9 protein-coding genes are annotated in these 11904 nt (G+C 72.7%); 5 read left to right on the forward strand and 4 right to left on the reverse strand.

The genetic code is table 11. From position 1 onward, the window contains the following. Positions 1–709: 709 nt before the first annotated feature. The 5 genes from WME96_RS32150 (at position 710) to WME96_RS32170 (ending at position 7394) form a co-directional block, all read left to right on the forward strand. On the forward strand, positions 710–2860 hold the full coding sequence (locus WME96_RS32150) for a TOMM precursor leader peptide-binding protein (RefSeq protein WP_437285402.1): 2151 nt from the start codon (positions 710–712) through the stop codon (positions 2858–2860). A gap of 11 nt (positions 2861–2871) precedes the next feature. Beyond that, positions 2872–3654, forward strand: a complete 783-nt coding sequence (locus WME96_RS32155) for a SagB/ThcOx family dehydrogenase (RefSeq protein WP_437285403.1) — start codon at positions 2872–2874, stop codon at positions 3652–3654. A 22-nt stretch (positions 3655–3676) separates the two neighbouring features. Further along, a complete protein-coding gene (locus tag WME96_RS32160; protein ID WP_437285404.1) occupies positions 3677–4723 on the forward strand; it encodes a TOMM precursor leader peptide-binding protein in 1047 nt (348 codons plus the stop codon). 72 nt (positions 4724–4795) lie between these two features. Then, positions 4796–6367, forward strand: coding sequence for a serine/threonine-protein kinase (locus WME96_RS32165; RefSeq protein ID WP_437285405.1), 1572 nt, complete (start codon positions 4796–4798; stop codon positions 6365–6367). Continuing rightward, the gene (locus WME96_RS32170; RefSeq protein WP_437285406.1) at positions 6345–7394 is read left to right on the forward strand and encodes a hypothetical protein; all 1050 of its coding nucleotides are present in this window, start codon (positions 6345–6347) and stop codon (positions 7392–7394) included. The genes WME96_RS32165 and WME96_RS32170 overlap by 23 nt, the downstream gene beginning before the upstream one ends. Positions 7395–7412: 18 nt before the next feature. On the opposite strand, the gene WME96_RS32175 is transcribed toward WME96_RS32170, so the two are convergent. The 4 genes from WME96_RS32175 to WME96_RS32190 all read right to left on the reverse strand — a co-directional run bounded on the left by WME96_RS32175 (position 7413) and on the right by WME96_RS32190 (position 11849). Beyond that, on the reverse strand, positions 7413–8558 hold the full coding sequence (locus WME96_RS32175; RefSeq protein ID WP_437285407.1) for a cytochrome P450: 1146 nt from the start codon (positions 8556–8558) through the stop codon (positions 7413–7415). Positions 8559–8967: 409 nt separating this feature from the next. Beyond that, positions 8968–9627: a hypothetical protein gene (locus WME96_RS32180; RefSeq protein WP_437285408.1), complete on the reverse strand. Its 660-nt coding sequence runs from the start codon at positions 9625–9627 to the stop codon at positions 8968–8970. Positions 9628–9678: 51 nt separating this feature from the next. Continuing rightward, positions 9679–11085, reverse strand: coding sequence for an amidohydrolase family protein (locus WME96_RS32185; protein ID WP_437285409.1), 1407 nt, complete (start codon positions 11083–11085; stop codon positions 9679–9681). A 101-nt stretch (positions 11086–11186) separates the two neighbouring features. Then, on the reverse strand, positions 11187–11849 hold the full coding sequence (locus tag WME96_RS32190) for a glutathione S-transferase family protein (protein WP_437285410.1): 663 nt from the start codon (positions 11847–11849) through the stop codon (positions 11187–11189). Positions 11850–11904 lie beyond the last annotated feature (55 nt).

Consider the following 11904-nt stretch of genomic DNA (forward strand, 5'->3'; position numbering starts at 1 on the left):
GGGACGAGCGAGAGAGAAGGCGCGCGAGCGCGCCGTCGCGGGGCGCTCGCGCCGCCGCGGCCGGACCGCCGTGGATGACATGAAATGACGTCAATGTTCTCGCCGTCGCCTCATCGGCCGTCGAGTTGCCAAGGCCTTTTGCGAGCCCCACTTACCACTGGGAGGTTCTATCATGAGCGGTTCAAATGACGGGAATGATGCGCCGAAGGTCCTGGATCTCTCCGTGAAGGAGCTGCGCAGCGCGGTCGACGAGCTGTCGGGCAGGCTGGAGGCAATAGAAATAGCGAATCGGTCCAGCCGCATTTGCGGCGGCTGCGGCGGCTGCGGCTGTCACCGTCCTTGCCACGGCTGCGGCTGTCACGGCTGCGGCTGTCACGGCTGCGGCTGTCACCGTCCTTGCCACGGCTGCGGCTGTCACGGCTGCGGCTGTCACCGTCCTTGTCACGGGTGCGGCTGCCGCTAGGCCCGGACCAGCGGTGAACGAGGGATCCCGGGAGGGCGAGGATCGCGGAGGATCTCCGCGACGGTTTCCCGTCTTCCTGGGATCGCTCCTCATCGCGCGAGGAGGCGTGGCGGTCGACCATGACGTGATTCTCCCCCTCGCTCCCCGGCGCATCGATCCTCGAGCGCCAGCATCGAAGCTCTTTGACGAACAAGGAGCGCGGACAGGCGGAGACGCCGCCGCCCCGCCCATCCCTGGAGATCTCGCGTGGCCATCCAACTGCCCAGCTCACCGGTCGCCAGTTCACAGCTCGAGGGGACCGCCCTTCCTGCGCGGGAGGAGGAGCGCGAGAAGCTCGCGCGATCGCGCGTCCTCGTCGTGGGGCTCGAGCCGTGGGGGGCCGTCGCGGCCGTGGAGCTCGCGTCGGCGGGCGTCGGCGCGCTCCACGTCCTCGACGACAGGAGCGTCACGACGGACGATCTCGGCCCCTTCGCCGAGGCGGATCTCGGGAAAGAGCGCGCGATTTCCCTCTCCCTCGCGCTGTCGCGGCTCGCTCCCCGGTGCGCTGTCACCGCGGGGGCGCTCGTCGCCGCCGCGGACGGCCCCCTCGTCCAGGAAGACACCGCCTGGGATCTCGTCCTCACCTGCGTCTCGAGCGACGATCTCCTCGTCCTCCAGAGCGCCGCGCGGTTCGCCCACGCCGCGTCGATCCTCTCCCTGAGCGCGCACCTCGACGGGCTCGAGGCGGTGATCGGCCCGGCCGTCGTGCCCGGCGAGACCGCGTGCTGGAACTGCTGCCGTCTCCGGAGGCTCGCGACGAGCCGGGAGCCCGACGCCGATCACGCGCTCCAGGCGTCGCTCCTCGCCGAGCGCCCGGGCCCGCGCGCGCGCACGTACCTCGCGCCGATGCCGGCGCTCCTCGGCCACGCCGTCGCGCTCGCGGCCGTCGATCTGCTCGTGCGCCGGAGCGCGTCGCCGCTCGCGGGGCGCCTCGTGATCCAGGACCTGATCGGGCTGGAGACATCGTTCCACGCCGTCCTGCAGATGCCCTGGTGCCCGGTCTGCGGCGGCGCGGCCGCCGCCCTGCGCGCGGGGACTGCGCGCCGGGGTCCGAGCGCGCCGCTGAACGCCGCGCGCGACGCCGCGGAGCTCCGGCGGCTCCTGGCCGGCGTCGTCGACCCGCGGACCGGCATCGTCCACGAGCTCAGGCTGGCCGCGCTGAGCCCGGCGCTCGCGCCCGAGGCGCCGATCGTCGCCACCGCGCTGCTCAGCAACTACACCGAGGGCGGGCGCCACGGCCCCCACCGTTGCCAGGAGCCGGAGATCGGCACCGGTAAGGGCGTCACGGTCGTCGAGGCCCTGATCAGGGCGACCGGCGAGGCGGTCGAGCGCTACGGATCCAGCCGCGTCGACCGCGGCGCGCTCCTTCGCGCCTCGGTCGCCGAGATGAAGGGCGACTTCATCGCTCCGGAGCGGCTCTGTCTCTATGACGACGCGCAGTACGCGCGCCCCGACTTCCCCTATACCCGGATCGATCCGACCACGCCCATCGACTGGGTCCTCGGTCGCTGGCTGGACACCCGCGCGCCCGTGTACGTCCCGGCGCTCGCGGCCTATTACAGCTACTGCGCCGGACCCGATGCGCACTTCTGCCAGGTGACCTCGAACGGGCTCGCCGCCGGCCCGACGCTCGAGGCGGCGTCGATGAAGGCCGCGCTCGAGCTCATCGAGCGCGACACGTACATGATCTCATGGCTCGCCCGCCGGCCGGGGCGGCGGATCTTGCCCGACGACGCCGTGGAGCCCGAGGTGCACGAGGTCGCCCGGCAGATCGAGGAGCGCGGCGCCCGGATCGAGCTGTATCTCCTCGACGCGGGCGTCGCGGTCCCCGTGGTGATGTGCGTGGGGTACGGCGATGGAGAGCGCTGGCCCGGGGCGGTGGTCTCGATCGCCGCCCACCTGAGCCCCCTCACCGCGATCAAGAAAGCCATCCTGGAGCAGGGCCAGATCGGGAGTTATGCGTTCCGCCTCATGACGGGCGAGATGCCCGCCGTCCCGGAGCGGCCGGAGGACGTGCGCACGCTCGACGATCACGCGACGTACTACGTCCCCCGGAGCCGCGCCGCGGCCTTCGCCTTCCTACGCCAGGGCGGCACGGTGACCGCCGCCGAGCTCGAGGAGCCCGAGGACACCTCGCTGTCCGAGCTCGCCCGGCGCGTGACGGCCGCGGGGCTGCGCATCGCCATCGTCGACGTGACGTCGCCCGATCTCGCGGCGACGCCGTTCCGCGTCGCGCGGGCCGTGGGGCCCGAGTTCCAGCAGATCCATTTCGGCCACGAGCTGGCGCAGCTCGGCAATCCGCGCCTCCGGTCCATGGCGCCCCGCGGGATCAACCCGGACCCTCACCCGATGGCCTGAGCGAGGAGACCATGGCAAGGAGCAAAGAGACGAACGTCGCGCGGCTCTATCACCTCCAGTCGTCCCACGTGAGGTCGCGGACGCCGGAGCCGGCGTTCGGCGCGGACCTCCAGCCGCTCGGCTTCCGCACCTACGTCGGAGCGGCGCGGACGCCGCTGCCCGGGCGCGATTTCGCGATCGACGCCCCGCTCGGCGGGGTGCTGGAGCGGCGCCGGTCGATCCGCGAGTTCGCCCTCAGGCCGATGCCCCTGGAGACGCTCGGGCGGCTCCTTCACGCGAGCTACGGCGTCCGCGGCGCGCGGAAGGTCGACGGAGAGTGGGGCTGCGATCGCCCGACGCCCTCGGCCGGCGGGCTGTACCCGCTCGAGATCTACGTGGCGACGCAGGCCGTCGAGGATCTCCCGGATGGCCTCTACCACTACGACGCGCGCGCGCACGAGCTCGAGCTCCGCCGGGGAGGCCTCGCGCACGCGGCGCTGACGGATCTGACGCTGGATCAGACCATGGTCCTGAGCACCAACGTGGTGGTCATCATCACGGCGGTCCCGTTCCGCACCATGTGGAAGTACGGCCAGCGCGGCTATCGCTTCCTGTGGCTCGACGCGGGGCACGTCGGCCAGAACCTCTACCTCGTCGCGACGGCGATGGGCCTCGGCCCGGTGGCGATCGGCGGCTTCTACGACGATGAGCTCAAGGCCTTCCTGGCGCTCCCGGCCGAGGAGGACGCCATGTACGTCGTCTGCATCGGTCAGCCCGGGCCGGCAGAGGGCCCGGCAGGGCCGCCGCGCGGTTGAACACGGAGCGTCGGAGAGCACCATGTCCAGAATTCGACTCAGCCGCTCGGCCAGCATCACGCCCACGGACGCGGGGGTCATCCTCCGATCCGATCTCGGCACCTTCCAGATCACCGGCGCGGACGTGAGCGCGTTCCTCGATCGGATGGCGCCGCTGCTCGACGGGTCGCGCGATCGCGAGGCGATCGTCGAGGCGCTCGCCGACTACTCGAGAGAGAGCGTGACCGCGTTCCTCGATCTGCTCGAGGCGCGCGGCCTCGTCGAGCCGGCGCCCGACGCGGCGGAGCCCGCGGACCGCGAGCGCCTCCGCGGGCAGGCCGAGTTCCTCCGCAGGTGGTCGTCGGCCCCGCAGCAGGCGGCGCAGCGGCTGGCGAGCGCGCGCGTGCTCGTCGTGGGCCTCGAGCCCTGGGGCGCGGCGGCGGCCCTCGCGCTCGCCGCGGCGGGGATCGCCGCGCTGCGCCTGATCGACGACGGCGCGGTCGGCCCGCGCGACGCGGCGGTGCTCCGGGAGCGCGGGCAGGCGGCGCTCGGCGCGCCCCGCCGCGGCGCCGTGGCGGCGCTGATCCGCGAGCGCGCGCCGCGGTGCCGCGTGGACGAGAGCCCCGCCGCGGCGCTCGACGCGGGGGACCTCCTCTCGCCGGAGGGGCGGCCTCACCTCGTCGTCGCGGCGGCGCGCGGCGACGACGCGGAGCTCCTGTCGCGCGTCGCGCGGTTCGGCCACCGCGCGCAGGTCGCCTCGCTCTTCGCGCACCTCGCGGGGACGACGGCCGTCCTCGGCCCCCTCGTGATCCCGGGGAAGACGGCGTGCCGGGTCTGCGCGGCGGCCGAGGCGCTCAACCCGCCGCTCGCGGCGCGCGCCCCGGCCGTCGAGCGCGGGTCGCCGCCGCACGCGGGCGCGATGGCGCAGATGCTCGGCCACCTCGCGGCGATGGAGGCGCTCAAGGTGCTCTCCGGGTACACGCAGTCGAGGCTCGGGGGCCGGGTGCTGATCCAGGACCTCTCGACGCTCGGGACGTCGTACCACGCGCTGGTCAGGCTGCCCTGGTGCGGCGTGTGCGGCGAGGGGTGACGCGGGCGCGGAGGTGCTCTAACCTGCGGCCGTGAAGAGGGCTCGCCCCCACGCCGCCGCCGGCCCGACGCCATGATCGGCCGGACCCTCGACGACCGCTACGCGATCCTCCGGCTGATCGGCCAGGGCGGGATGGGCGCGGTCTACGAGGCGCGGCACACCGGCACCGGGCGCCGCGTCGCGGTGAAGGTCATCCTCGGGCAGGCCGCGGACGACGACGTGCTCCGCCGCTTCCAGCGCGAGGCGCGCGCGGTCGGCGCGGTCGAGTCGGAGCACATCGCGCAGGTGTTCGACACCGGGCGCGACCGCGAGACCGGCGCGCCGTACATCGCGATGGAGTTCCTCGAGGGCGAGGACGTGCAGGCCCTCATCGAGCGGCTCGGCCCGCTGCCTGTCGATCTCGCGCTCCGCATCGGCCTGCAGGCGTGCCTCGGGCTCGAGCGCGCGCACGAGGCCGGGGTCGTCCACCGCGACATCAAGCCGGCGAACCTGTTCCTCGCGCGGAAGCACGGCGGGCAGCGCGTGATCAAGCTGCTCGACTTCGGCATCGCGAAGATGTCGGACCAGGGCCTCGGCAACGGCGGGATGACGAAGAGCGGCGCGCTCCTCGGCTCGCCCCTCTACATGTCGCCCGAGCAGGCGCGCGGCAGCGGCGCCGTCGACGCGCGCTCGGACGTCTGGTCGCTCGGGGTCAGCCTGTACCACGCCCTCTCGGGGCACCGGCCGAACGAGCACCTGACCGGCCTCGGGGAGCTCGTCCTGGCCATCTGCACGACGCCCGTGCGCTGGATCCAGGAGATCGCGCCGTGGGTGCCGCCGGAGGTCGCCCGCGTGGTGCACCGGGCGCTGGTCATCGACCCGGCCGGCCGCACCGCGAGCGCGGGCGAGCTCGCGGCCGCGCTGCGCGCGTTTCTGCCGAACGGCGAGGCGATCGTCGAGGCGATGCTCGCGCCGCTCGGCGCCGACGCGCGCGCGTCGCGCCCGTCGATGGGGTCGCTCGGGCCGCAACCGCCGGCTGGGCCGCAACCGGCGGCGTGGGCGCATACGCCCTCGGGGCCGCAACCGGCGGCGTGGGCGCATACGCCCTCGGGGCCGCAACCGCCGGCGGGGCCGCAACCGCCGGCGGGGTCGCAGCCCCGGGCGGGGTCGCAGCCGCCGGCGGGGTCGCACGCGCTGTCGGGCACGGCGCCCGCCACGAGCGTGCGGCTGTCGAACCGCCCGGAGCGCACGGCGGCGCGCCCGCCCGTCGCGCTGCTCGCCGGCGGCATGCTCGCCGCCGCGGTCGCGGTCGGCGCCGGCATCCACATCGCGCTCCGCGGCGAGTCGCCGCCGGCCGCGCCCTCGGCCGAACAGCCGCCGCCCCCGCGCGCCGAACCCGAGCCCCCGCGCGCCGAACCCGAGCCGCCGCGCGCCGAGGCGCCGACGCCCGGCCTCTCGCCCGCCGCGGCCTCGACGGCGCCCGAGGCGCCGCCCTCGCCGACGACGAGCGCGGCGGCGCCGCCGACGTCGATCGCGCCCGCCGCTTCATCGGCGCTGGCGTCCGCGAGGCCCGCCGCACGCCCGCCGGCGCCCAGGCCGTCCGCCAGGCCGCCGGCGACCCCCAGGCCCCCGAGGAACGACGATGACGAGACATCGAGGAAATAGCCGCGTCGCGTGGTGTGTCGCCGCGCTCCTGTCGCTCTCCGCCGGCGTCGCCCGCGCGGAGCCCTCGGCGGAGCAGGCGGCGGCGGCCGAGGCGCTCTTCCGCGAGGGGCGCGAGCTCGTCGCCCAGGGCAAGCTCGCCGAGGCGTGCCCCAAGTTCGCGGCGAGCCAGCGGCTCGATCCGGGCTACGGCACCCAGTGGAACCTGGCGGACTGCCTCGAGCGCGTCGGCCGGACCGCGAGCGCCTGGGCCGCGTTCCGCGAGGCGGCGGACATGGCGAGCCGCGCCGGCCAGGCCGAGCGCGAGGCGAAGGCGACGCGCCGCGCGGCCGATCTGGAGAAGAAGCTCGAGCGCCTCACCGTCGCGGTGCGCGCGCCGGCCGACGGGCTCGTCGTGCGGCGCAACGGCGCGGTCCTCGACGCGGGGGCGTGGGGCGCGCCGCTCCCTGTCGATCCGGGCAAGCACCGCGTCGAGGCGACCGCGCCCGGCAAGAGGCCGTTCTCCGCGGAAGCGCAGACCGCGGGCCCCGGCAACACCGTCACGGTCGAGATCCCGCCGCTCGAGGATGACCCCGCGGCGGCGGCAGCGGCGGTGGCGGCGCCGCAGCCCGCCGGACCGGCCGATCCGCGGCCTGACGCGCCGCCCCGGCCCGCCGGGGGCGGCGACGGGGACGGCGGCGCGAGCACGCGCCGCGCGCTCTCCTTCGTGGCCGGCGGCGTCGGCGTCGCCGGCGTCGTGACGGGCTCGATCTTCGGGCTGATCGCGAGCGCGCGGTGGAACCGGGCCCAGGACGAGCACTGCCGGACCGAGACGCTCTGCGACGACAAGGGCGTGGCGCTGGTCGACGACGCCAGGAGCGCCGCGGCGCTCTCGAACGTCGGCTTCGTCGTCGGCGGGATCGGGCTCGCGGCCGGCGTCGCGCTGTTCGTGACGTCGCTCGACGACGCGGAGCCCGCGGCGGCGCGGGTCGTGGTGATGCCCGCGGTCGGGACGACGGGCGGCGGGCTGGCGATCCAGGGCCGCTTCTGACGGGCGGCCGGCGCGCGCTCAGGCGGAGAAGGTCACCGGGAGCGCGCGGAGGCCGCGGACGAGGAAGCTCGGGATCCACTCCAGGCGGGGCTCGGCGATCGCGAGGTCCGGCAGCCGCTGGACGATCGTGTTGAGCACGACCTGGGCCTGGACGCGCGCCAGCTGGGCGCCCAGGCAGAAGTGGATCCCGCCGCCGAACCCGACGTGCCGGGTGTCCTTGCGCAGGATGTCCATCCGCTCCGGGTCCGGGAAGCGATCTGGATCGCGGTTCGCCGCGAGGAGGAAGCCGAACGCGATCTGACCTGCCTCGATCCGCACGCCGCGGATCTCGACGTCCTCGCGGGCGCGGCGGGACGATTGATATCCGACACCGGAGTACCGCAGGATCTCCTCCACCGCCCTGTCGATGAGCCGCGGATCCTCCCGGAGCATCTGCATCTGGTCAGGGTTGTTGATCAGGGCCAGCGCGCCGTTGCCGATGAGGTGCGTTGTCGTCTCGTGACCGCTGGCGAGCAGCAGCGCGCACGTCGAGATCAGCTCGGCGTCGCTGAGCATGCTGCCCTGCTCCTCCGCGAGCAGGAGCCGGCTGAGGACGTCGTCGCCGGGGTGCGCCCGCCGCTCCGCGATCAGGTCGCGGAGGAACTCCTCGAACCCGACGACCCCCTGATGGCCGATCTCGATGGTCTCCTCGTCGGGCACCGGCGCCCCGAGCAGCCGGAAGAGCGCGTCGGACCACCCCTTGAGCCGCTCGGTGTCCGCCGGCGAGATCCGGAGCAGCCTCCCGATGACGACGCCGGGCAGCGGATACGCGAGGTCACCGATGAGGTCCATGCGCCCCCTGGCCGACGCCGCGTCGATCATCTCGTCCGCGACCCGCTGGACCAGCGGGCGCAGCCCCTCGACCACCTGCGGCGTGAACGCCCGGGCCACGAGGCTGCGCAGCCGCGTGTGCCTGGGAGGGTCGGCGAGCACCATCCAGTGAGAGATGAACTCGTCGTACCGCTTCAGCTTCTGCCGCAAGAGCGCAGGGACACCGCTGATGTAGTAATCGACGCGCTCCGCCGAGAAGCGCGGATCCCGCAGGATGAGCTGTACGTCCTCGTAGCGGGTCAGACAGTAGACGTTGAGCTGAGGGTCCCAGTAGACAGGGTCCTCGGTCCGCATGCGCTGGAACGTCGGGTGTGGATTGGCGGAGAATTCAGGACCGAGAAGATCGTATCTCGGCGCAGCGCCACGGACTCCCATCGTGAACCGGCTCCTGGTGAATTCGGGGTACCGTGTATCGTAGCACTGCCGCGGGCAACCGGCCCGATCAGCGAGCACCTGGACGAACGGGATCAGGGAGACAGAGGTGCCAGGATGGAACGGAGTATTCTGCCCGGCGATCCTGCGCGCCGGCCGCTGTAAATGTAGGACAGCTCGCCGGAGACGCGATGACGCGCTCAGCCGTCATCGCACGGTTCGACACGACACCAGACATGCAACCCACGGCTCGCAGGGGGAGTCCGGAAAGTCCATACGTCACCGCACGTCGCGGCCACGCCCCACAAGCGTGTTGCAGCCCACGCCCCGTTCATCGACGGCTGAGTCCGCCATCGCCCCTGCCCGAGCGCTTGAGCTCCCGCACGACGATCGCTCCGTGGTTGCGGCTCGGGGGGTCAGGGTAGAAGTCGCTGACGATGTGATCCCTGTCGGGCACGGTGAACCCGTAGCCCCTGTACACCTCGAGGAACGGATCGATGAGGCACCCGTTCAGCTCCATGAACGCGTAGTCGCGCGCGTCCACCTCGCCGTGCCGCCTGCAGTAGGCGTCATAACCGGGGATCTTCGCCCCGGCGACGACGTAATCGAGGCCGAGCTCCTCGGCCAGCCTGACCGGCGTCTCGATGAGGAGCGCATAGCCGCGGGCCCCGCGCGCCTCCCGCCGGAGCGTGCCCGACACGAGGTAGAGGGCGTTCGCGGTGGCCATGTCGATGTCCGGCAGGTTGCCGTGGTTGGTCACCTCATCCCAGCTCCTGAACCCCTTGCGCCCGCTGCGCTCGTACCTCGTCGGGCAGCTCGTGAGCGTGCCGATGATCTCGCCGTCCTGCTCGAAGACCCAGAACCCCTGGGGGAACTTCGCGAGCCGGACGAGCATCGTCTCCCGGCTCGCCCGCTGGTACTCGGGCCAGTCCTCCTCGACCCGCATGATCGCATCCATGTCCGCGACGCTGGCTTGACGCGCCTTCACCATGGCTGACCTCCCCGGCGCGACCCGGCCGCCCCGGCGTCGCGCCATCCATCCTCACAGCTTGCCGCTCCTCATCGCCGCGACGAGCGCCAGCCCGTCGTGGCCCGGGTCGGACGCCACCTGGCGGGCGATGGCGTCCGCCGCGGCCTGCGCCTCCTCGAGCACCGCGCGCTCGTCCATCGTGAGCACCTCTCCGTCGCGCATCACCGTCCGCCCCGCGACAATCACCCTCTTCACCTCGGTGCCGCGCGCGTTGTACACGAGGTTCGGCACGATGTTCCGCACCGGGGCGTCGAGCAGCGGAGAGAGGCTCGGCTCGCGGAGATCGATGAGGATCAGGTCGGCCTGCTTGCCCACGTCCAGCGACCCGATCTGATCCCCGAGGCCGATCGCCCGCGCGCTGTCGATGGTCGCCATGCGCAGCACCTCCCAGGGCGGCATCACCTTCGGATCGCGCCGCGCGATCTTGTTGAACAGCGCGGTGAGCCGCATCTCGTTGAACATCGAGCACGCGCTGTTGTCCGAGCCGAGGGCCACCGTGCCGCCCGCCTGCTTGAAGGCGAGCGCCGGCGGCACGATGCCGTCGATGAGGCCGATGGCGCTGGAGCAGAGCATCATGCGGACGCCGCGGCGGGCCATGAGCTGCACCTCGTCCTGCGTCGCCTCGGTGAGGTGGACGGCCATGAGCTGATCGTCCAGGTAGCCGAGCTCGTCGAGGTACGCCGGGGTCCGCTGGCCGTGGCGCGCGAGCACCTGCGCGATCTCCCGATCTCCCTGGGCCACGTGCATGTGGATCATGAGGCCTTCGCGATCGGCGGCGCGCTTGATCTTCAGGAGATGCTCCCGGAGCACGGCGTCCGCCGCGACAGGCCCGAGCAGCACGGTGATGCGCCCCTCCGCCGCGCCGTTCCACTCGCGCGCGAACGCGACCGCCGCGTCGATGTCGTCGCCGACCTCCGGATCGAGCGGGTAGAGCCCGTCGAGCTTCGCGTCCATGCCGAGCGCGCTGATCGAGGCGGCGAGGCGACCGCGGACGCCCGCGGCCGCGTACGCCTGCGGCCAGCCGGGGAAAGGGGCGATGTGGTCGAGGAAGGTGGTTATCCCCGACTTGATCCCCTCGAGGAGGGTGAAGCGCGAGCGCGCGAGCACGTCCGCGTCGTTCACATACTTGTAGTAGATCCAGTAGGCCTTCTCGAGCCAGTGGTCCACGTCCTGCGCCACGCCGCGGATCACGTTGACCGTCGAGTGCAGGTGCGCGTTGATGAACCCCGGGAGCATGGCGTGGCCTGTCGCGTCGATGCGCTCCTTCGCGGTGAACCGCGCCGAGAGCTCCGCGGTCGTGCCGACCGCCGCGATGCGCCCGCCCTCGATCGCGACCGCTCCATCGCCGATGTACCCCACGCCGTCTCCGCGCATGGTCAAGGCGTGTGCGTGCACAACGAGCGTGTCGGCATGTTCCATCTGAGAGCTCCTTTCCGGTTGCGACGGCGCGCCGGCGCCGGCGCCGAGTCCATGAAGCAGGCAAAGCGAGATGGAGTAAGGAAGAGGGCGAGATCGATCGCTCAGGACTGTCCCAGCACCCTCCCGACCTTGCGCCACGACGGGCGCGAGGTGACGCGCTCCCACCAGGCCGCCACGCCGGGCCGGCTCGACACGAAGTCGCCGCCGCCGGAGGCGATCAGGTAATTGATGTACGGCATGTGCGTGATGTCCGCGAGCGAGAACGTCCCGCCGGCGAGGTACGGCTGGGTCGAGAGCGTCCTGTCCATGACGTCGAACGCCAGGGCCACGTCCTTTTTGGCCTTCCTCAGCATCGGCTCGTCGGGCGGCGGGGGGAAGTACACAGCGCCAGGGCTGCTCCAGACGAGGTTGTAGACAGGCCCGCTCCGGATCACGTCATAGGCGGGCCCGCTGAAATACGATTGCTCGCAGCTGATCCATTGCTCCATCCGCGCCCACTCCCGGAGATCGCGCGGCGTGAGCGAGCGGCCGGGGAGGCGCTGATCGAGGTAGCGGATGATCGCCCTCGACTCGTAAAGAAGAAACCCGTCGTCCTCGAGCACGGGGATCTCCCCGAATGGGTGCCGCGCCAGGTGCTCGGGCAGGGTCTTGTCCTCGCCCATCAGCACGTTCACCTCGACGATCTCGGCCTCGTGCTCCTTCTCGGCGAGGACGGTCAAGACCTTCTGCGTACACGTGCTCTCCGGCATGCCATAGACCTTCATGGAAACCTCCTTGTTGTCTTCGCCGTTCACGTCCTCGATCGGCGCCACCCCCGAC

Origin of the sequence: Sorangium sp. So ce406 (genome assembly GCF_051474675.1) — a bacterium.
GTDB lineage: Bacteria > Myxococcota_A > Polyangia > Polyangiales > Polyangiaceae > Sorangium > Sorangium cellulosum_G.